Here is a 21163-nt window from a genome sequence, read left to right as displayed (position 1 = left end):
GGCCACGGGGTGGGCCTGCGGCCGGGCCTGCACGGCGCGCAAGGCCGCCAGCGCCGGCTGGGGATCGGCAAAGGCCTGGACCTCGAAGCCGCTCTCGCGCAACAGCTCGGTCAGGAACACCAGCACCACGGGATCGTCATCCACGACCCAGACCGCGCCGCCCGAAGGCAGGGCCACCGGCGCGGCCGCGGTCGGGGCCGCCACGGCCACCGCCTCGCCCGCAGCCGGCAGCAGTACCCGCATCAGCGTGCCGCCCTCGGGCGGGCACTCCACCTGCACATGCCCGCCCGCCCGGTGCACCAGGCCGGTCACCGAGGCCAGCCCCAGGCCCGTGCCCTTGCCCACCGTCTTGGTCGTGAAGAAGGGGTCGAAGATGCGGGAGCGCAGCTCGGGCGGGATGCCCGAACCGTTGTCGCGCACCTCCAGCACCACGGCATCGTCCGGCAGCGGGTGGTGGCAATGGCCGCACAGCCCCCCGCCAGCGGGGGTGGGCACGCGGCGCTGGTGGCGCAGCGCCACCTGGATGCGCCCGCCGGGTCCGACGGCGTCCCGGGCATTGAGCACGAGGTTCATCACGATCTGGTGCAGATCGACCGCGGAGATGCGGGCCGCGGGCACCGGCTCCGCACAGAGGCAGTCCAGGCTGACGCCCTCGGGCATCGAAGCGCGCAGCAGATCGCAAACCTCGCCGATCACCGGCTGCAGCGCCCGGGGAGGGCTGGCGGCGGGCTCGCCGGTGCGGACATAGGCCAGCATCTTGGCCACCAGATCCCGGCCCCGTTCGCTGGTGCGCACGATCTCCCGCAGGTACTGGGCCAGCTTGCTGTCCGGGTCCTCGATGTGGCGCTCCAGCCCCAGGCTGGCCAGGCCCAGGATGCCGCCGAGCATGTTGTTGAAGTCGTGCGCAATGCCGCCGGTCAGCTGGCCCAGCGCCTCGAGCTTCTGGGACTGCATCTGCTGCTGCGCAAGGGCCTGGCGCTCGGCCTCCACGCGGCGCTGGGCGCTCAGGTCCTCGGTGATGGACCAGAGGTAGGGCTGGCCGGCCAGCTCGATGCGCACGCCGTTCATGCGCACCGGCACGCGGCTGCCGTCCGCGCGCAGGTATTCCTTTTCATAGGGGCCGTAGCGGCCGGTGTGGGCCACGGCCTGGAGCTGCTCGGCTTCGGCCTGCACGTATTCCGGCGGCGTGAGCTCCCAGTAGGTCATGCTGCGCAGCGTGGCGGCGTCGAAGCCCAGCAGGGCACGGTAGGCTTCGTTGAACTCGACCAGGCGCCCTTCCAGCGTGCACATGGCGATGCCCAGGGGCGAGAGCTCGAAGAGGCTGCGCAGCTTGTCCTCGCTCTCGCGCAGGGACTGCTCGGCCCGCTGGCGCTCGCTGAGGTCCTGGTGGGTGCCGATCAGGCGCAGGGCCTGGCCGGCCTCGTCGCGCACCAGCTGGCCACGGCAGAGCACCGGGGTCCAGTGACCCTCCTTGTGGCGCAGGCGCAGCTCCACCTCGAAGCGGTCCCCGCTGCGCCCGGCCAGCAGGTCGGCCACGGCGGCATGGGCGCTCAGCGCGTCCTCCGGGTGCAGCAGCCGGCGCACCCAGTCGAGCTGGCTGGGCAGCTCGGCGTCGTCATAGCCCAGCATCTCCTTCCAGCGGGCCGACAGAAAGAGCGACTGCTCCAGGAAGTCATAGTCCCAGAGCCCGTCGTTGGCGCCACGCAGGGCCAGGGCCAGCCGCTCCTCGCTCTCGCGCAGCGCCCGCTCGCCGGCCTTGCGCGCGCTGAGGTCGCGGGCAAAGATGAAGAGCTGCCCCCCATCGACCGCCCAGTGGGCGACCGAGACCTCCACCGGCCAGACCACCCCCTGCTTGCTGCGGTGCAGGTTCTCGAACTGCAGGCTACCGTGCTGCACCACGCTGCGGATGCGGTCGGCCACACCCGCGGCATCCAGCCCGGCCTGCAGGTCCACGATCCTCATGCGCTTGAGCTCGTCGCGGCTGTAGCCCGACAGGCGGCAATAGGCATCGTTGACCTCCAGGATGCGTCCCTGGAGGTCACACAGGATCACCCCGTCGATGGCCGTGTCCATCAGGGCCCGGTAGCGCTGCTCGCGTTCGGCCAGCGCACGCTGGGCCTGGCGCTGCTCCCGGATGTCACGGATGAAGCCGATGTAGACCTTGCCGTCGGGCAGCTGGGCTTCGCCGATGGTCAGGTGCAGGTCCAGCCGGTGCCCCTCGCGGTGCAGGCCCTGCACATCCCGGCCATGGCCGATGATGCGCGGATCACCCGTCTGGAGGTAGCGCATCAGATGGTCGTCGTGGGCTTGGGCCACCTTCCCCCGGCATCAGCATGCGGACGTTTTGCCCCACCATTCTCGGCCGGCCATGTCCGAACAGCTGTTCGGTCGCCGGGTTGGCCAGCAGCACCGTGCCCACGGCATCGATGACGATCACCGCGTCCGGGGCCGAGGCCAGCAGGGCCCGCAGCCGCTCCTCTCCGGCCGCCAGCGCACGGGCCTGGGCCTCGCGTTCGGTGATGTCCTCGCCGGTCATCACATAGGCGTTGAGGTGGCCCTGGCCGTTGCGGATGGGGGTCAGGCGGCGGTCATCGAGGTAGCTGCTGCCGTCCCTGCGCCGCATGGTGACGTGGCCCTGCCAGGCCTGGCCATCGGCCATCGCGGCCTGCTGCTCGGACCAGCGGAGGTCGCCGCCGCACAGCCGGGCCAGGCTGCGCCCGCGCAGCTCGGCCAGCTCGTAACCCGTGGCGCGGGTGAAGGCGGGATTGACCCAGTGGATGGTGCCCAGCTCGGAACAGATCAGGGTCGGGTTGCCGCTGGCCGTCAAGGCATCGGCCAGCCCCCCGGCTCGCGCCAGCGGCAGCCGCAGGGACAAAAGGTAGGCGGTGCGGACCAGGTAGGCATAGGCCAGGATCTTGGCCACATGCCCCAGGGCATTGAGCATGTCCGAGGGGCTGGCGTAGCTGGCGAAGCAGAGCTCGGCCACCGCGCAGAACATGGCCGACACGGCCAGGGTCACCGCCGGTGTGCCCACCCGCCGGGCCACCCGCTGCAAGCGGGCCGCGGCCAGCAGGTTCATGCCCACGAGCACCAGCTCGAAGCCGACCTTGAAGGAGGTCAGGCCCTGGCCGGGCAGGTAGGTGCGCGGCAGGGCCTCCGGGTGCCAGAGGATGAACCCGCTGATGCCCAGCATCGCGGCCAGGGCGAGGGCCAGCCAGAGGTAGCGTTGCCCGGCGGAGATCGTGCGGCGAGGCGGCGCCCAGGCGGCCACCAACACCCCCAGGGCCATGGCCGATCGCCCGGCCAGCCAGAAGGCGATGGCCTTTTCCGGGCTGGACGGCGTGACCAGCGCGGGCATGCCCGCATAGGACAGCATGTGCAGCAGGTCCAGCCCGGAGGCGGCCGCCACCGCGCAGGCCAGCACCACGGTCGAGGTCCGCACCGCCGTGGCCGGCGTCAGCCACAGCAGACCGAAGCACACCAGGCCCATCGTCATGGCGATCAGCTCGACGAAGGTGTGGAAGCCCAGGTAGCTCGACAGCGGGAAGCTCAGTGCCGCGCGCCAGGGCGAGTACTCCAGCACCAGCAGCACCAGGATGGGCAGCATCCAGGGCAACGCACGCCGCCACTCCGGGCCGGGGTCGCCCAGATGCAGACGCAGGGAGGAAGGGGACTCTTGAGACACGAGGAGATCGGGTGGGCAGATCGGTCAGGCCAATCGAGCAGGCAGGGGGGCCGCGACCGGCCTCAGTCTGCGCTAGACAGGCTGGCGTACAGCTGCACCCCGAGGTCGTCCGTGGGCGAGGCCGGCGGATCGGCCCAGCCGGGATCCCGCCCGATCCAGTCGAAGAAGGCGCGGACCAGGGCCGGATCCCGCCAGCCCCGGTCGCGCTCCTCTTCCAGGATGGCGCGGGCCTGAGCCTCGCTGAACGCCGGCTTGTAGGGGCGCTCGAAGGTCAGGGCGTCGTGGATGTCCACGATTTGGAACACGCGGGCCAGCAAGGGGATGGCCTCCCCGGCCAGGCCATCCGGGTAGCCGCTGCCGTCCCAGCGCTCGTGGTGGTGGCGGATGATGGGCGCGGTCAGCCGCAGGCTGCGCAGCTTGGACACCAGGTGATAGCCGATGGTGGTGTGCTGGCGCATCACGGCCCACTCCTCGTCCGTCAGGGCGCCCGGCTTGAGCAGGATGTGGTCGGGAATGCCCAGCTTGCCGATGTCGTGCAGCACCCCGCCCCGCCGCAGGGCCTGCAGCTCGGGCGAGGGCAAGCCCAGGGCCAGGCCGAAGCCGACGGCCTTGTGCGCCAGACGGCTGCAGTGGTCGCCGGTGTTCTCATCCTTGGCCTCGACCATGCGCGCCAGGGCGAACAGGGTGGATTCGGTGTTGTCGAGCTGGTCCATCGCCCGCTTGCGCTGGGCCGCCACCCGCACACGGGCCAGCAGTTCGACCGGGTTGTAGGGCTTGCCCAGGAAGTCGTCGGCCCCGGCCGAGAGTCCGGCCAGCAGATCGCTGGAGGCGGTGCTGCCGGTGACCATCAGGATGGGCAGCATGGCCAGGCCGGGCTGGCGCCGCACCTGGCGGCAGAACTCGTCGCCATCCATGCCCGGCATGCGGCGGTCCGTGAGGATCACGTCGAAGTCGGACCGCCCCAGGCAGGCCAGTCCCTGCAGCCCATCGGCGGCAATCTCGAGCTCGAAGCCCGACCCGGACAGGATCTCCTGCACCAGGGTCCATTGCAGCGGCTCGTCATCCACCAGCAGCACCCGGAAGGGCGGCTCCCCGCTCAGCAGCGGAGCGCCAGCAACAGAGGCGGGAAAATCCATGGTCGTGTCCTGAGCGGTGGCGGGCTTCTCTTGGCGCGGCCGGCGGTCCGGGTCGGGCGAACAGCGGCTAGCCGTTGGTGATGCCGTGCCGCACCGCGTACTTCAGCAGGTCGGCATTGGTCTGCAGGTTCAGCTTCTGCATCAGCCGCATCTTGTGGGTGCTGACCGTCTTGGGGCTGAGGTGCAGCTCGTCGGCGATGTCGCCCAGCGCCTGGCCCGCGGCAATGCGCTCGAGCACCTCACGCTCGCGCGGAGACAGCAGATCATGGGGCTGCGATTCGGGGCGGTCGACCTGGAACACCACCGAGTCGACCAGGGAGGGATCGATGAAGCGACCGCCCTCGGCCACCCGGCGCACCGCGGCCACCAGGGTGCCCGGGTCGCAATCCTTGGTGGCGTAACCGGAGGCTCCGGCGCGCAGCACGCGCGCGACGATCGGCGCCTCGGCATGCATGGACAGGACCATCACCGGCAGCTTGGGGTGCAGGTGGCGGACGCGGTTGATCAGGTCCACCCCGCTCAAGCCGGGCATGGAAAGATCCAGCAGCAGGATGTCGGCCGGTGTGCCGGCCAGCACCTCCAGCAGGGCCTCGCCGTTGGCGGCCTCGCCAACGACCTGGAGTCCATCGATGCTGTCCAGCAGCTGGCGCAGGCCGCTGCGCACGATGCTGTGATCGTCCGCGAGGATGACGTGGATCGGATTCATGGTGTGCTCGGATTCTTGTCCATGTCGTAGAGGATATCCACCACCGTGCCGTTGGGCCCGGTGGCAATGTCAATGACGGCGCCGATGGCCAGCATGCGCTCGCGCATGCCCAGCAAGCCCAGCCCGCCACCCCGGCGCGCGGCCACCACGGCCGGGTCGAAACCCCGGCCGTTGTCGCGCACCGTCAAGTGCAGAAGGGTACCGCGCGGCTCCAGTCCGATGGTGACCTGGGTGGCCTGGGCATGCTTGGCGATGTTGGTGAGCGACTCCTGCACCGCGCGGAACAGGGCCAGGGCCACCGATTCTGGCAGGCTGGGCTCCAGGTCGTGGGCCAGCTCCAGCTGGCAGCGGGTTTCCCAGCGCAGCGAGAAATCCTCGGCCAGCCACTCTATGGCGGCCACCAGGCCCATGTCCAGGGCGCCGGGCCGCAGGTGCGAGGCCACATGCCGCACCACATTGCTCATGGTGGCCATGGTCTGGCGCATGCGATCGGCGCGCTCCAGGGCCTGCGGCTCCTCGGGCAGGCTCTGGCGCAGCATGGACAGGTCCATGCGCAGAGCGGTGACCAGTTGCCCCAGCTCGTCATGCACCTCGCGGGCGATGCGCTTGCGCTCGTCCTCGATCAGCTGGCCCTCGTAGACCACCAGCGCGCGCAACTGCTCGCGCGAGCTCCGCAGCGCGTCCTCGATGCGCTTGCGCTCGGTCACGTCCTGCAGCGTGCCCATCAGCACCCTGCCGCTGCCGCTGCGCTGCATCACCGCGTGCAGGTGAACCACCATGACCTCCCCGTCGGGGCGCTTCAGGCGGGTGTCGAGGCTCAGGCGGCCGTCGCCGTTCAAGGCCCGCTCCAGCGCCGCGGCGTAGCTCGCACGGTCTTCGGGCGGCATGCGTTCGATCCAGCTGCCCCGGGGCAGCACCTGATCCGAGGGGCCATAGCCCAGCAGCCGCAGCAGTTCCATCGAGCAGATCACCAGCCCGCGATCGATGTCCAAGCGCCATTCGCCCATGCCGGCCATGCGCTGGGCCGCGGCCAGGCGCAGGCGTGCCGCGGCGATCTCCTCGTCGGCCCGCCGGCGGGCCTCCACGTCGGCGGCCTGGACCAGCAGCCGCACCTGCTCGTCGCGCTCCCCGGGCAGCCGGCTCAGCGCCAGGGAGGTCCAGGCCAGCGCCGCGGCCGGACGCCGCACCGCGTGCTCGCCCATGTGCATGCCGTGCTCGCCGCGCGCGATGGCCGCGAGCTCCTCGCGCACGGTGATCAGATCGGCCGGCGCCAGCGTGGCCAGCAGCGACTGGCCCTCCATCGCGTCGACCAGCAGACGCCAGGCCAGGTTGCAGCGCACCACCTCGCCGGCCTCGTTGACCAGGGCCATGCCCGCCATGCTGGCATTGAAGATGCGCTCCAGCAGCTCGCTGGAATGCCGCAGGGCCAGGGCACTGCGCCGGGCCTCGGTCAGGTCCTCGTCCACGGCCAGCACGCCGACCGCCCGGCCCCGGGCGTCGAAGATGGGTTTGGCCGTGATCTGGATCTCGCGCAGCACGCCCTGGGCATCCAGGACCGACCGCAGGCCGCTGCGCACCACGTCACCGGTGATCACCGCCCGGCGCATCAGGGATTCGTGGTCGCCCCGCCCGCAGGCCGGCTCCGCCCGGCCGTAGAGGCCCAGCGACTGGACGGCGGGATTGACCCGCTCGGTCTGCCCCTGGGCGTCGCCGATCCACACCCCCACGGGCATGGCCTCCAGCACGGCGTGCAGCTGGGTGGCCAGGCCCAGGGCCTGCTGCTGGACCTGCTTGAGCGCGCCGATGTCCTGCACGCTGACCAGGTAATGGGATGGCTGCCCGGCGGCATCCCGGACCAGGGTGAGATGCGCCAGGGTCGCCAGCTCGTCGCCGTTGTGGTGGCGGTGGCGCAACTCCACCTGGGCACTGCCCTGGATCAGGGCCTGGGCCCGCGCGGTGGCCAGGGCCACCCAGCAGGCCGGCACCAGGCAGCGCCGTTCGAGCAGGCCCTCCAGGGCCTCGACGTCATGGCCCAGCAGGCCCGCGAAGGCCGGGTTGCAGGCCAGGATGCGGGGCTCCTCGCCCAGCGACACCATGGCCATGCCCCAGCCGGCCAGCTGCAGCAGGCTGCGGCTGAGCTCCCGCGGATCGGCCGGCGCCGCAGGAGCCGTCCCCGGCGCCGCCACCGGCGGGGCAGGAAGATGGGACGGGCCCGGGTGCTGCCGCAGCCAGTTCAGGCCCCCCTCCAGCCGCCGGATCAGCCCCGCGGGGACGGGCTGGGACCGGGCCAGCCAGAGCGCCCCCAGCGCGAGCAGGGCCAGCACGGCCCGGGTGGGCCAGGACGGCCCCGGCGCGGCCCAGGCCGAGGTGGCCACGCCCAGCTGCGCGGCGGCCCCCAGCCAGATCCAGCCCGCTCGGGCGGGCGCGGGCCCGGTGCAGCCCCAGGCCAGCAGCCCGGCCAAGGCCAGCCCCAGCCGCAGCGAAGCCCAGCCCGCCGGGGGCCATGTGGCATCCGCCGACGCATGCGCCAGGCCCTGGGACAGCGCCGCGACCAGCACCAGCAGCGTCGCGCCCGCGGCCAGGGCCGCCGCCAGGCGGGGATGGGCCTGACGCCCCCACAGCGCGCCGACCACCATCAGAAAGGCCAGCCGGGTCGGAAGACTCCATTCCGGCAGCCAGGCCTGCACCGGCGGCCAGAGGGACGCCAGGGTCAGGACGCCGGCCACCACCAGGCCCGCCGCGGCCAGATCCGGCGGCTGGGGCATCCTGGGGAGACGGGCGTGGGGGTTCAAGACGTGGGTGCTCCTGCGCGGACCGGCGATGGCCCATGTTCGAGCGGCTTCATCGGGCCCCGGGCTCCTTCAATGCCGGCCGGGCGGCACCGGGGCGGGCGGCGCAGGACGCACCCACCTCCCGAGCCTCGATGTCGACCACCTCGCCCGCCGGGCGGCCGGCCCCTGCCGAGAAGCCGCCGGCGCGCCCCCAGCGCAGGTTGACCGGCGGCAGCGGACGGCCGCGCAGGCGGGCCCACAGCAGGACGATCACCGCCGTCAGCAAGCCCGCCAGCAGCAGGCCGGCCATCAGCACCAGCCCCAGGGTGGTGACAACAGCCTTGAACAGCATCGAAAACAAGGTCTTCATGCCCTCCATTGTGAACGGTTGGCGCCCCTCGGGCAGGATACGGTCCATGACCGCCTTGTCCATCCTCGACCTCGTCCCCATTCCCGAGGGCAGCACCCCCGCCCAGGCCATCGGCAACACCGTGGCACTGGCCCGCCTGGCCGACGAATGGGGTTACCAGCGCTACTGGCTGGCCGAACACCACAACATGGACGGGCTGGCCTGCTCCGCCACCGCGGTGCTCATCGGCCAGGTGGCGGCCGCCACCTCCCGCATCCGCGTCGGTTCCGGCGGCATCATGCTGCCCAACCACGCCCCGCTGGTGGTGGCCGAGCAGTTCGGCACCCTGGCCACCCTGTTCCCGGGGCGCATCGACCTGGGCCTGGGCCGCGCGCCTGGGACGGACGGAGCCACCGCCCGCGCCCTGCGCCGCCAGGCGCTGGCGGGCAGCGAGGACGAGTTCCCCCGCGACGTGCAGGAGCTGATCGGCTACCTGGCCGCCGAGGATCGCCCGGGCCAGGCCGTGCGCGCCATCCCCGGCCGCGGCACCGAGGTGCCGGTCTGGCTGTTGGGCTCCAGCCTGTTCTCCGCCCAGCTGGCGGCCTGGCTGGGGCTGCCGTTTGCCTTCGCCTCGCATTTCGCGCCCGACATGCTGGACCAAGCCCTGGACATCTACCGCCGCAGCTACCGCCCCTCCGAACGCTGGCCGCGGCCCCACGCCATGGTGGGCTGCAACGTCATCGTGGCCGACAGCAACGAGGCGGCCGAGCACCTCTTCACCTCGGCCCAGCTGCGGGTGCTGGGCATGTTGCGCGGCCAGCGCGGCCCCCTGCCACGGCCCATCGACCCGGCGGAACTGGCCCGCCTGTGGCGGCCGGAGGAGCAGGCCGGGGTCCAGCGGATGCTGGCGGTCAGCGCCGTGGGGGATGCCGCGCGGGTCACCGAGCAGCTCGGCCAGCTGCTGGAACGCACCCAGGCCGACGAGCTGATCGTCGCCTGCCCCGTGCACGACCCGCTGGCACGGCAGGACTCCTACCGACGACTGAAGGACGTGACGCATTTCGCCTAGCGGGCCTGCACCGCCGGCCCGCGGACCGCTACCATGGTCGGCGCCGGTTCCAGGCTCCACCCATGTCCTTGCTGTCCGCCCTGTCGTTGCGCTCCCGCCGTTGGATCAAGGCCCCGCAGCACCTGTTCGACCACCTGAGCTTCCGCACGAAGTTCGTGGTCATCGGCATGGTGCTGGCCGGCCCGCTGTCCACCCTGGTGGGCTTCGTCGCGTCCCGGTACGACCAGCGGGTGGATCAGGCCCAGGCCCGGGAATCGGCCCTGCTGCGCAGCAGCCATTTGCGCGACCTGGCCCTGGCCCTGGCCGTGCACCGGGGCCTGTCGGCCCGCATCCTGGCCGGGGAAGAAGGCGCCAGCACCGAACTGGTCCAGCAGCAGAAGCAGGTCGACCGGCTGCTGCACGAGGCCCAGGAGAGCATCCCCGCCGACCAGTGGCGCACCGCCGACCCGCCCCGCGGCCCCAGCCTGGTGACCGAGGTGCACGACCTGATGCGCTTGAGCGACCCGGGGCAGCCGGAGCGCAACTTCAGACGCCACAACGCGGTGATCGACGCGCTGCTGAACCTGAACGCACGGGTGGGCGTGGGCCCCGACCTGGGCCCGGATGGCCACCGGGAATCCGCCCTGCTCCACCTGGCCTTCCAGCAGCTGCCCATGCTGCTCGAGGCCCTGGGGCGCCAGCGCGGCTGGGGCAGCGCCGTGCTGACCCAGGAGGCCTATGCCGACGAAGACATCAGCCGCTACATGATGTACGCCGGCGGGGCCGCCCAGCAGCTGGAGGTGACGCAAAGCGCCCGCGAAGCCCTGGCCGAGACCGACCAGTTGCTGGCCCGCCCGGACCAACCCGCCCCCCTGAGCGCGGCCCTGAACGAAGCCGACATCTTCACCCAGCGCTCGATGACGATGGTGATGGGGCACGAGGGCGGCACGGCCGCCGCCGCCGAGCACTTCCGCGAAGGCAGCTTCGCCATCAACCGTCTGGCCGAGGTCACCACCACCTTTTCCAGCCTGCTGATGGCCCATTCGCAGCAGGATCTGGCCGCCGCCCAGCGTGGCCGCGCCGGGTCGCTGCTGGGCATGGGCCTGGTGGTGCTGATCCTGCTGCTGATCTACCGCGGCTTCGAACGCTCCACCGTGCTGCGCCTGCGGGACCTGCAGCGCGCCTCCCGCCGCCTGGCCGACGGCCAGTTCAACGACCGGGTCCAGGTGGTGGGCAGCGATGAGATCGCCCGGCTGTCCGCGGCGCTCGACGACATGCGCCAGCGCCTGCAGAACGCGGTGCGCGAGCGGGCCGAAGCCCTGGCCGGCCATGAGGCCGCGCGCGCCAAGACCGAGTTCCTGGCCCGCTGGAGCCACGATCTGCGCACGCCGCTGGCCGCGGTGCTGGGCTTTGCCGACATGCTGCTGACCCGCCAGGCCCCGGCCCTGAGCGAGGCCCAGCGCGAGGACGTGATGCACATCCGCGAGGCCGGGGAGCATTTGCTGGCCCTGGTCAACGATGTGCTGGCCGTGGCCAGCCTGGATGCGCGTGACAGCATCCGCCAGCGCGACGATGCGGTGCCGATCGGGCCGCTGGTCGCCTCGGCGGTGCACCTGGTGCAGGCACAGGCCCGCACCGCGGGGGTTCAGCTCGAATGGCCCCGCGAGCAAGGCGTCCTGACCCCCGACTGGGTGCGCGGTGACCGCACGCGGCTGCTGCAGGTGCTGGCCAATCTGCTGAGCAATGCCATCAAGTACAACCAGGCCGGCGGCCATGTCCGCCTGCAATGGCAGGCCGAAGGCGCACGGGTCAGCATCGCGGTGGAAGACGATGGCTGCGGCATCGCCGAGGAAGACCTGCCCCGGCTGTTCCAGCCCTTCGAGCGGCTGGCCACGCCCGACCCCGGCATCGAGGGCCTGGGCCTGGGCCTGTCCAATGTGAAGCGCCTGCTGGAAGCCATGGGCGGCAGCGTGACGGTGCACAGCCGCCTGGGCGAGGGCTCCCGCTTCACCGTGAGCCTGCAGCGCATGGCGCCACCGGTGACGGCCGCGTCGCAGCTGCCCTCGGCACTCCCGCCCGCCCCGGCCCTGCACGCCCGCATCACCTACGTGGAGGACGACGAGACCAATGTCCTGCTGCTGCAGGCCATGCTGGCCGCCGAGCCGGGCCTGGAGGTGACGGTCTGCCACGACGGTGCCCAGGCCCTGGCCAGCCCCACCATCGCCGACCTCTGGATCATCGATGGTCAGCTGCCCGACATGGATGGGGTGGACCTGCTCAAGCAGCTGCGGCGGCGCCCGGGTCCGCCGCCGCGGGCGGTGATGTTCTCGGCCGACGCCCTGCCCTGCCGGCGCGACCAGGCCCTGGACGCCGGCTTCATCGACCTCTGGGTCAAGCCCATGGGCCGGGACGAGCTGCTGCTGCGCCTGCGCCAGCTGCTGAGCCGGCCACGCCCCGAGGGCCAGGGCGTCTCGGCCGCCCCGCTGGCACAATGACCGCCCCTGGCGGCGCCCGGCCGCCTCGCATTCCGGCCGCGCCTCCCGCATGACCCCGACCCCGTACCGCGTGCTCAGCCTCATCCCGCCGATGACGCAGCTGAACACGCCCTACCCCTCCACCGCCTACCTGACCGGCTTTCTGCGCTCGCGCGGCCTTGACGCGCAGCAGGAAGACCTGGCCCTGGGCCTGGTGCTGCGCCTGTTCACGCCCACCGGCCTGGACGCGCTGCGCACGGCGGCACAGGCCCTGCCGGAGCGCCAGCGCCCGCCGCAGGTCCACCACTTCCTGGCCGCCTTCGACGCCTACCGCACCACCGTGGCCCGGGTCATCGCCTTTCTGCAGGGGCGCGACCCCACGCTGGCCCACCGCATCAACACCCGCAGCTTCCTGCCCGAGGGCGCGCGCTTCCAGGCCCTGGACAGCTACCCCGCCGAAGAGGGCGAGGACCCGCTGGCCTGGGCCTTCGGCGCCCTGGGCCTGCAGGACCGGGCCCGCCACCTGGCCACGCTCTACCTGAACGACCTGGCCGACGTGGTGCGCGAGGCGGTGGACCCGCGCTTCGAATTCGTGCGCTACGCCGAGAAGCTGGCCACCGCCCAGCCGCATTTCGACCCGCTGGCCGAAGCCCTGGCCGCCCCGCCCCACCTGCTGGACCGCACCCTGGCCACGCTGACGGCCGAGGCGCTGGACCGCCACCGGCCTCAGCTGCTGCTGCTGTCGGTGCCCTTTCCCGGCGCGGTCTACGGTGCACTGCGCATCGCCCAGGCGGCCAAGGCCCTGCAGCCGGACCTGCCCATCGTGCTGGGCGGCGGCTTCGTCAACACCGAGCTGCGCGAACTGGCCGAGCCCCGCCTGTTCGACTTTGTCGACTACGTGACGCTGGACAGCGGCGAGCGCCCGCTGCTGGCCCTGGTGGAGCACCTGCAGGGCCAGCGCGGCCGCGAGCGCCTGGTGCGCACCTTTGTGCGTGAAGGTGCGGGCGCCGAGGCCACCGTGCGGCTGATCGCCTGGCCCGAGCCCGACGTGCCCTTCGCCGAGGTGGGCACGCCCACCTGGGACGGCCTGCCGCTGCAGAGCTACCTCTCGCTGCTGGACATGCTCAACCCGATGAACCGGCTGTGGAGCGACGGGCGCTGGAACAAGCTGACCGTGGCCCAGGGCTGCTACTGGAAGAAGTGCAGCTTCTGCGACGTGGGGCTGGACTACATCGGCCGCTACGAGACCACCACCGCCCAGATGCTGGTCGACCGCATGGAGGCCATCGTGGCCGAAACCGGGCAGACGGGCTTTCACTTCGTCGACGAGGCCGCGCCGCCCAAGATGCTGCGCGCCCTGGCCGAGGAACTGCTGCGCCGCCAGCTGCCGGTGAGTTGGTGGGGCAATGTGCGCTTCGAGAAGACCTTCACGCCCGAGCTGGCCCAGTTGCTGGCTGAGAGCGGCTGCGTCGCCATCAGCGGCGGGCTGGAGGTGGCCTCCGACCGGCTGCTGGCCCTGATGAAGAAGGGCGTCTCGGTCGAGCAGGTGGCCCGCGTGACCAAGGGCTTTGCCGACGCCGGCGTGCTGGTGCACGCCTACCTGATGTACGGCTTCCCCACCCAGACGCTGCAGGACACGATCGACGCGCTGGAGTATGTGCGCCAGCTCTTCGACAACGGCTGCATCCACAGCGGCTTCTTCCACCGCTTCGCCTGCACCGTGCATTCCCCCGTGGGCCAGCAGCCCCAGGACTACGGCATCACCCTGCTGCCGCTGCCCGAAGGCAGGTTCGCCAGGAACGACGTCGGCTTCATCGACCCCACCGGCACCGACCACGACGCCCTGGGCCGCGGCCTGAAGAAGGCCATCTACAACTACATGCATGGCATCGGCCTGGACGAGGACGTGCGCGCCTGGTTCGACCACCTGCCCGGCAAGCTGCCCCGGCCCACCGTGGGCCGGCAGCGCATTGCCAAGGCGCTTCAGTCCTTGGGCTGAGGCCCGCGCCCGGCGCCCGCGGGCATGGCCCGGGCCTGGGTCATCGCCTCGGTGTAGAGCGCATCCAGCGCCCCCTGCTGCGCCGGTGACAACACCGCCCGCAGCGCCTGCCAGCGGGTCAGCAGATCCGTCAGCGCGGCCTGCCACTCGGCGGCATCCGCAGCCTCCTCCCGCAGGTCACGGCCCACATCCACCACAGCCGAAATGCGCGGGGGCCGATGCCGCACCGCGCGCTCCACACGGCGCATGTTGTATTCCTGGGCGTCCCGCAGTTCATGGGTGAAGGTATCGAAGGCCAGCAGGGCTGCGTCCCCCAGCCCCAGCCCCGTGCGCGCCTGTTCCAGCTTCTCGAGCCAGATCCTCCAGGGATCGGCAGGCATCAGCTCCTCCAGGGTGGGCACATGCTCGGGCGCCTTCACGCCGCCACTGCGGCTCCGCGGCCCATCGCCCCCCATGCCCGGCATGCCCCCCATCCCACCCCCCGGGAGGCCCTGGGCGCTGACGGTCAGCGCCCCCGTCAACAGCAGCAGGCCCAGTCCTGAACGGCAGCCACGCCGGCCCACACGTCGATCGACCATGTCTTCTCGTCTGCGCCCCAGGGCGCGAATTGCACATGGGCGGGAGGCTAGTGGGGCCGCGTGTGGTCCGGATGCCTCGAGGTGAAGACCGGGTAAAGCGGCCACCCTCCGGGGTCGACGCGAGACACCCATGGGCCTATACACTTGGAATGTCATTGCCTCGTCGACGTCGCATGCAGGATCGCGTCAAAGAACAAGAAACAGGATCGGTGGATGCGATGCCGTCCTGGGCTGCCCGGCCCATGGGCTGGGTGGGCGGCTGGCTGGTGCTGGGCAATCTGCTGGTGGCGCTGGTGCTGTGCGTGGCCACGGCCCTGAGCCTGCAGGCCACCCGCAGCGCAGAACGGGCCCGGGCCGCCGAGGTGGCCGACAACCTGGCCCACAGCGTCAGCATCGAGGTGGGCGCCGAGCTGCGGCTGGTCGACAACGCCTTGGCCAGCATCGCCCAGCGCCTGCCGACACACCCCGAGACGAACGACCCCAGCACCGCCCGGGGACGGGCGGCGGCCATCCAGGAGCAGGCGCCGCGGGTGCCCTTCGTCTCGGCCATCCACTTCGTCGACCGCCAGGGCCGGATCAGCCCGCTGTCACCTGGACAGCCCCCGCGGCAGATCGACGACCTCGGTTTCCTGCAGCAGGCGCTGGCCAGCGACACCCCGCTGCTGTCGCCGCCGCGGCCCAGCCCGGCCGTGGGGGAATGGGCGGTGATGCGCGCCCTGCGGGTGATGGGGCCGGATGGACAGCCCTGCGGCATCCTGGTGGCGGAGATCACGTCGCGCCAGTTTGCCGAGACCTTCGCCCGTCTGGCACTGGGTCCGCAGGACATCATTCTGCTGCGCGACCGCGCGCTGCGGATGGTGGCCCAGCACATGCCCAGCCGGCCGGCCAACACCGATGGCATGGGCACCACCGAGATCTCCCCCGAAATGCGCAACCTGCTGGCCCGCCAGCCCGCCGCGGGCACCTACAGCAGCCGCCTGGGCCGGGACGGCGTGGAGCGCATCTATGCCTACCGGGAGGTCCCGGGCTATCCGCTGCTGCTGATCGCCGGCCTGAGCTCCGAGCAGTACTTCGTGCCCTGGCGGGCCACGGCCTGGCGGCATTGGAGCTTCACCGCCCTGATCATCCTGCTGGTGATCCTGGGCTCCGTGTACCTCTACCTCCAGCGGGGACGGGAGCAGGACGCGCTGCGCTACGCCAAGCGCCTGGCCCGGCAGCAGGCCCTGATGATCGAAAACGACTGGGTGGGGATCCTGCGCCTGCACAAGCGTCGGATCTCCTGGGCCAACCGGGCGATGGTCACCATCACCGGCCATGAGAAGAAGGACCTCATCGGGTCGGACACCCGGTTGCTGTACCCCGACGATGCCAGCTACGCGGCCATCGGCCAGGAAGGCCACCACGCCCTGCGGGAGCGGGGCAGCTTTCACACCCAGATCCGGGTGCGCCACCGCAATGGCGCGCTGATCTGGGTGGATCTGAGCGGCACCGCCTTGTCCGAGGACGAGTCGGTCTGGATGCTGATCGACATCAGTGGCCTCAAGCACAGCGAAGCCCAGGCCCAGCACATGGCCCTGCACGATGCCCTCACCGGCCTGGCCAACCGGCGCTCCCTGGATGAGCGGCTGCGCGAGGTGCTGGCCCGGGCACAGTGCGAGCAGCGGGCCATCGCCCTGGCCTACATGGACCTGGACGGCTTCAAGTCGATCAACGACCGGCATGGCCATGAGGCGGGTGACGCGGTGCTGCGGCAGGTGGCCGAGCGGCTGGCCGCCCATGTTCGCAACCACGACCTGGTGGCCCGGCTGGGCGGGGACGAGTTCGCCATCGTCCTGGCCGACACCGCTTCACCCGAGGAGGTCAGCCCGATCCTCGCGCGCTGCCTGAGCGCCATCCAGGCACCGATGACGCTGGCCGACGGCGCCACCACGGTGCAGGTCCGGGGCAGCCTGGGCGTGGTGTTCGGGCCCGTTCAGGCGGACACGCCCGAAGCCCTGCTGACCGCGGCGGACGCGGCCATGTACGAAGCCAAGCGACAGGGCAAGGGGCGGATGGTCTTTGCCGACGCCACCCACCTGGTGACCCCGCATTGAGGCGCTGAAGCGGCGCCGGCCTCAGCCCAGCGCCCAGGACAGCCAGCGCCAGCGCCCGGCCGCAGGAGCAGCGTGCACGCTTGGCTTCGGCGTCCAGGCGTGGGTGTTGGACACCTGGATGCCCGGCATCTCGCCGTCCCACTCGTGGGCCTGCACGGTGTGCCAGTCACGCCCCAGACGCACCGCGCCCTGGGCATCGAACAGCAGCACCATGGAGCCTTGCACCAGCGGCGCCATCAGGCGGGCAAAGCCCTCGCTGCGCAGCAGGGCCTGGGCCTGGGTGTCGTCCAGGCCGGCCAGCATGTCGCGCAGCAGGCGGGCCAGCTCGGCAGTGTCGCTCTGGGCGGGGTCGCTGGGAGCCAGGTGGTGGATGCTGCCGTTGTGCATCAGCAGCAGGCCCTCGCGCACCAGATAGGGGTGGGCCAGATCGTGGCAGATGCGGCCGTAGGTGGCCTTGCGCAGGTGCAGGTAGGCCTCGGCGTCCAGCGGCAGCTGCCGGTTGAAGGCCAGCAGTTCGTCGAAGGCCATGCCCTTGGCCCAGGTCAGGCGCCCGCCATGGCGGTGGAAGGCGCCCCAGCCGTGGCTGTTGCGCTGCCAGACGTTCTCCAGGAAATCAGCGGCAATCTGCCGCCCTGCGGGCTTCTTGATGATCAGGCACATGACCGAAATCGGGCTTCGGGAAGGGAGCAAGCAAGATGGATGCCTCCATCCTGCTCGCTGAATCGGCCGCGCAGGCACCGAAATAAAGGACTTCTGCGCGTTATTCCCTTCAACGGCCCGGCCCTCGGTTTGGCCGACCCGAAGGACCATGTCATGACGTAAACGGTGGGATTCTTCCCCCGGTGGCCCGGTGGGACTCCGGGTCCGGCCGAATCAAGCCAGGGCCGGCGCGACCGATAAGCCCGTGACAAGCCGATCCACCGGCCCTGCCCGGGTGGACCGATGTCCGAGTCTTTTCACCGCACACGACCATGCTCACCTGGTTCGACAACCTGCGCCTGGGGCGCAAACTGCAGCTGCTGATGGCGGCCGTGCTGGTGCTCACCGTCGGGGTGGGTGGTCTGGCCGTGCTGCAGCTGGGCCACATCGGCGCCAGCGTGGGCGAGGTGGCGCACACCGCCCTGCCCCGGGCCCGCCAGGTGGCGGCACTGCGGGCCGAGCTGCTGTCCTTCCGCACCACCCAGTACGCCCACATGCTCAGCGACGACGAAACCGAGCAGGCCGGCTTCAAGCAGCGCATCCAGCAGATCGCCGGCCAGGTGGCCCAGATCCGCCAGCACATCGAGCCCCTGCTCTCCGACGCCCAGCAACGCAGCGCCTATGACGCTTTTGCCGGCCAGTGGACCCGGTACCTGCAGGGCAACGAGAAGGTGCTGATGCTCAGCGGGGACTTCGGCGCCAAGGCGCTGGGCGGGGACTACGGCAAGACCTTCGAGGCGATGAACGCCAGCCTGGGCGACATCCTGAAGGCCAACGACGTGATGGTGGACGAGCAGGTCCAGGCGACCGAGTCCGCCGTCACCCGCACCCGCACCGCCATCCTGGGCACGGTGGTGGCCGCCCTGGCCCTGGGCACGCTGCTGGCCTGGTTCCTGTCACGCCGCATCGTGGCCTCGCTGGGCGAGGCCTCGCGCAGCGCCCGCGCGGTGGCCAAGGGTGACCTGACAGCCCACATTCCCGCCGGCGGCCGGGACGAAGTCGGTGCCCTGCTCACCTCCCTGGGCGAGATGCAGGGCGGCCTGTCCAGCCTGGTGCACACCGTGCGCTCGGGCGTGGATTCGGTGGCCACCGCCTCGTCCGAGATCGCCAGCGGCAACATGGACCTGTCGACCCGCACCGAACAGCAGGCCGCCAGCCTGCAGCGCACCGCCTCGGCCGTGCAGCAACTGGCCGGCAACCTGCACCAGAGCACCGACGTGGCCCGCCAGGCCGAGCAGATGGCCCGCAGCGCCGCCGAGGTGGCCCAGCGCGGCGGCGGCGTGGTGCGCGATGTGGTGAGCACCATGGGCGAGATCACCCAGGCCTCGCAGCGCATCGGCGACATCATCGGCGTGATCGACGGCATCGCCTTCCAGACCAACATCCTGGCCCTGAACGCCGCGGTGGAAGCCGCCCGCGCCGGGGAACAGGGCCGCGGCTTTGCCGTGGTGGCCGGCGAGGTGCGCAGCCTGGCCCAGCGCAGCGCCGAGGCCGCGCGCGAGATCAAGGGCCTGATCGGCGCCTCCTCCGACAAGGTGGAGCAAGGCGCCCGCCTGGTGCAGGGCGCCGGCCAGACCATGGACGACATCGTGCACTCGGTACAACAGGTCAGCGCCCTGATCGCCGAGATCGCCGGCACCGCGGGCGCCCAGACCTCGGGCATCGAGGAGGTCAACGCGGCGATGCTGCAGCTGGACCAGATGACCCAGCAGAACGCCGCCCTGGTGGAGCAGAGCGCCGCCGCCGCGGCCAGCCTGCACGCCCAGGGCGACCGGCTGCGCGAGGCGGTCGCCCGCTTCCAGGTGGCCTGAGGACGCGCCCGCGGGCCTCGCGCAGCGCGGCCCGTCAGACGAAGCGGTCGAAGTGCAGCTGCCCGAAGGGCACGCGGTGCTGCACCATCAGCAGCTGCTGCACCGCCTCCACCATCGGCGGCGGGCCGGCGAAGTAGTGGTCGTACCGGTCCAGCGGCCCGGGCAGGGCCGGCTCGATCATCTCGTGGACGAAGCCGCGGTGGCCCGCCCAGGGCTGGCCCAGGTCCGGGGCCGACAGGGCCGTGTGGACCTGCAGCCGGGCCGGGTCCAGCCCATCGAGCTCCCGCAGGGCACCCAGCTCGGCCTGCTGCCGCAGACCCAGGAAGAAGTGCACCCGGCGCGTGCCCGCCTGCGCCAGCACGCCGCGCGCCACCGACAGCATGGGCCCCAGGCCCGAGCCCCCGGCCACGCACACCACGTCCCGCTCGCCCGGCCGCAGATGGCCATGCCCATAAGGCCCGTCCAGCAGGACGCCGGCCCCGGGCTGGAGCGTGGCGAACAGGGCCTGACTGCCGGCACCCCCCGGCACCCGCCGGATGACGAAAGCCCAGCGCCCCTCGGCATTGGGCAGGTTGGCCATGGAATAGGCCCGCGCGCCCACCACGCCCGGCGGGTAGAGCAGCGCGTACTGGCCGGGGCCGAACAGCGCCTGTCCGGGCGCCTGCAAGACGAACTCGTCCATGTCGGGCGTGATCGGGCGGCGCCCGACCACGGTGGCCTGCAGGGGCCGGGGTGGGATGGTGGCCTCCTCATCGGACGGCTCCAGCCGCACCCGCAGGCGGCAGTCCCGCAGCGGCCGGGACTGGCAGGCCAGGCGCTTGCCACGCCGCCGCTCGCGCTCGGACAGGCCCGGGGCCTCGGGCCACAGGGTGACCACTTCGCCCTCGACCAGCTCGAAGCGGCAGGCACCACAGCCGCCGACGCTGCACTCGTAGGGCCAGGGCACCCCGGCCCGCAGCGCGGCGCGCAGCAGGGTGTCCTCGCCCTCGGCCATCTCGAAGGCGGGCCCGCCCTCGACCTGGATGCGCAGCGGCGGCGCGGGAGCGGTCGGCTCGCCGCTCACAGACCCAGTCCCTCGCGCCACTGGCGGGTGGCGGCCTGGGCCCGGACGGCCAGGTCGCCCGCCTCGGGCAGGGCCGCCACATAACGCTCGATGGCGCGCTCGGCCAGCGGCGCCCAGGCGGCCACCCAGCGCTGCAGCACCGCACGGTTGCCCTCGGTCTGCAGGGCCATCTGCACCAGGGCGGCGGCCCAGCGGCGGTGGCGCTGGGCGTCCAGCAGCTGGGCGTCGGTCAGCAGGCCCATCAGGGTGTCGCCGTTGTGGCGCGCCACCTCGCCCAGGCCGCGCAGCACCGTCTCCTCCACCGCCGGGCGCACCACCAGGCTGAAGGCGGTGAAGCTCTCGCCCCAGTCCCAGGCGACGAGCGCGCGCTCGACCAGCTCGCGCCAGCCCTGCCAGGCCGGGTCCTGCTCCCAGCGCGCGCGCTCGCCGGTGGCAAAGCCGGCGGCCGGGAAGGCGGTGGCCAGCTCGCGGGTGCGGTAGGCCGTGTGGGTGAGCCAGCGCAGCGCATCGGCCGTCTGGTAGGTGGCGCAGTTGGAGATGGTCGACGCCGGCGCCATCTGCGACAGGTAGGCCGAGGCCATCTGCAGCGTGTGGAACAGGTAGCGCGCCGGGGTGTAGAGCCGGGCCAGCGTGCCGGCCCAGGCCGGCTCCAGCATGGCGTCGTGACCCCGGGCCGAGAACTGCTCGAACAGGCCCTGCACATAGGTCTCCTGCCCGTCCTGCTGCAGGTAGTAGGTGCGGTAGACCATCT

At 71.8% G+C, this 21163-nt stretch carries 15 protein-coding genes; 5 read left to right on the top strand and 10 right to left on the bottom strand.

The features are described from left to right. From I73_RS17750 to I73_RS17725, 6 genes are all read right to left on the bottom strand, one after another. The coding region (locus I73_RS17750) for a PAS domain S-box protein (RefSeq protein WP_022981843.1) at positions 1 to 2316 on the bottom strand (2316 nt) is incomplete at its 3' end. Beyond that, entirely contained in the window at positions 2267 to 3685 is a 1419-nt protein-coding gene (locus I73_RS31045) for an MASE3 domain-containing protein (protein ID WP_148289842.1), read from the bottom strand. The genes I73_RS17750 and I73_RS31045, both read right to left, overlap by 50 nt. 62 nt (positions 3686 to 3747) lie before the next feature. After that, a complete protein-coding gene (locus I73_RS28790) occupies positions 3748 to 4821 on the bottom strand; it encodes an HD domain-containing phosphohydrolase (protein ID WP_022981841.1) in 1074 nt (357 codons plus the stop codon). A 67-nt stretch (positions 4822 to 4888) separates the two neighbouring features. Then, entirely contained in the window at positions 4889 to 5527 is a 639-nt protein-coding gene (locus I73_RS17735; RefSeq protein WP_022981840.1) for a response regulator transcription factor, read from the bottom strand. Then, on the bottom strand, positions 5524 to 8292 hold the full coding sequence (locus tag I73_RS31040) for a PAS domain S-box protein (RefSeq protein WP_022981839.1): 2769 nt from the start codon (positions 8290 to 8292) through the stop codon (positions 5524 to 5526). Before I73_RS31040 ends, I73_RS17735 begins: the two co-directional genes overlap by 4 nt. Before the next feature lie 76 nt (positions 8293 to 8368). Then, positions 8369 to 8668 (bottom strand): hypothetical protein, encoded by a 300-nt coding sequence (locus I73_RS17725; protein WP_148289841.1) that lies wholly within the window; start codon positions 8666 to 8668, stop codon positions 8369 to 8371. A 46-nt stretch (positions 8669 to 8714) separates the two neighbouring features. Here I73_RS17725 and I73_RS17720 point away from each other — a divergent pair, with 46 nt between their 5' ends. From I73_RS17720 to I73_RS17710, 3 genes are all read left to right on the top strand, one after another. After that, positions 8715 to 9716, top strand: coding sequence for an LLM class flavin-dependent oxidoreductase (locus I73_RS17720; RefSeq protein ID WP_022981837.1), 1002 nt, complete (start codon positions 8715 to 8717; stop codon positions 9714 to 9716). A gap of 62 nt (positions 9717 to 9778) precedes the next feature. Further along, positions 9779 to 12190 (top strand): ATP-binding protein, encoded by a 2412-nt coding sequence (locus I73_RS31035; protein ID WP_022981836.1) that lies wholly within the window; start codon positions 9779 to 9781, stop codon positions 12188 to 12190. 49 nt (positions 12191 to 12239) lie between these two features. Beyond that, positions 12240 to 14168, top strand: a complete 1929-nt coding sequence (locus I73_RS17710) for a B12-binding domain-containing radical SAM protein (protein WP_022981835.1) — start codon at positions 12240 to 12242, stop codon at positions 14166 to 14168. Here I73_RS17710 and I73_RS17705 read toward each other — a convergent pair. Further along, positions 14153 to 14746 (bottom strand): hypothetical protein, encoded by a 594-nt coding sequence (locus tag I73_RS17705; RefSeq protein WP_148289840.1) that lies wholly within the window; start codon positions 14744 to 14746, stop codon positions 14153 to 14155. The genes I73_RS17710 and I73_RS17705 overlap by 16 nt on opposite strands. Positions 14747 to 14964: 218 nt before the next feature. On the opposite strand from I73_RS17705, the gene I73_RS17700 reads away from it, so the two are divergent. Further along, a complete protein-coding gene (locus tag I73_RS17700) occupies positions 14965 to 16839 on the top strand; it encodes a diguanylate cyclase domain-containing protein (RefSeq protein WP_051049264.1) in 1875 nt (624 codons plus the stop codon). A gap of 21 nt (positions 16840 to 16860) precedes the next feature. Here I73_RS17700 and I73_RS17695 read toward each other — a convergent pair whose 3' ends face one another. Then, positions 16861 to 17499 carry a hypothetical protein gene (locus I73_RS17695; protein ID WP_022981832.1) on the bottom strand — a complete coding sequence of 213 codons (639 nt, stop codon included), beginning with the start codon at positions 17497 to 17499 and terminating at the stop codon, positions 16861 to 16863. Positions 17500 to 17810: 311 nt separating this feature from the next. Here I73_RS17695 and I73_RS17690 point away from each other — a divergent pair, with 311 nt between their 5' ends. Continuing rightward, positions 17811 to 19349, top strand: coding sequence for a methyl-accepting chemotaxis protein (locus tag I73_RS17690; RefSeq protein WP_026096895.1), 1539 nt, complete (start codon positions 17811 to 17813; stop codon positions 19347 to 19349). Between the two features lie 34 nt (positions 19350 to 19383). Here I73_RS17690 and I73_RS17685 read toward each other — a convergent pair whose 3' ends face one another. Both I73_RS17685 and I73_RS17680 read right to left on the bottom strand, forming a co-directional pair. Further along, positions 19384 to 20412, bottom strand: coding sequence for a 2Fe-2S iron-sulfur cluster-binding protein (locus tag I73_RS17685; RefSeq protein ID WP_022981831.1), 1029 nt, complete (start codon positions 20410 to 20412; stop codon positions 19384 to 19386). Next, the coding region (locus tag I73_RS17680; RefSeq protein ID WP_022981830.1) for a Toluene-4-monooxygenase system protein E at positions 20409 to 21163 on the bottom strand (755 nt) is incomplete at its 5' end. The genes I73_RS17680 and I73_RS17685, both read right to left, overlap by 4 nt.

It is taken from the genome of Ideonella sp. B508-1 (assembly GCF_000333615.1).
Classification (GTDB): domain Bacteria; phylum Pseudomonadota; class Gammaproteobacteria; order Burkholderiales; family Burkholderiaceae_C; genus Ideonella.
This window is presented reverse-complemented; position numbering and strand designations above follow the sequence as displayed.